Source organism: Photorhabdus hindustanensis (genome assembly GCF_002968995.1).
Classification (GTDB): Bacteria; Pseudomonadota; Gammaproteobacteria; order Enterobacterales; family Enterobacteriaceae; genus Photorhabdus; species Photorhabdus akhurstii.
On record NZ_PUWT01000205.1, the window covers coordinates 1 to 557 of the forward strand.

At 49.2% G+C, this 557-nt stretch carries 1 pseudogene; it reads right to left on the minus strand.

The annotated features are described in order from the left end of the window. Positions 1-26 precede the first annotated feature (26 nt). A pseudogene (locus tag C6H66_RS25365) lies at positions 27-557 on the minus strand (type VI secretion system tip protein VgrG); the annotation flags it as partial.

Genomic DNA, 557 nt, shown 5'->3' on the forward strand with positions numbered 1-557 from the left:
CTTGCCACTGTTGGATATTGCCATATTTATTTCTCCGTAAATTCCATCACATGCTCTACCGGTGTGTTATCACTGGCCTGATATAAGGTTTGCTTCGGTTTCGGTGAGGCTTCCGGCGAACTCAGTTGTAGATTTTCTTCGGCCTCACTCCGTACAGTCATCGTTCTGCCCAGCCCATCGGTTTTACCGGAAAGAGTCTGACCGCCAGCGGTGGTAATGGTATAGCGGGTATGCGCCAGGGGTTTACCGCTCTGTTCACTCAGCAGGGTATAGCGAGCGGAGTAGTTAAACAGCGCGCCGGCGGATTTTCTTCCTGTCACATGGTCAGTCATGGTGATGCTGACCCCTTCGATACGAATATTCCCCATCGGGTCAATAACTATCTGTCCGCCTGCGTTTCCAATGATGATTTGCCCGCTTTCCGAGTGCATTGTGATATGTTTACCCACGGTAATTTGCTGGTTATCTTCGATGTTCAATTGATGGCTTTTACCAACGGAAACGACTTGCTGGCCTTTAATGGTCACCGTTTGATTTTGACCGACTTCAAGCGTCTG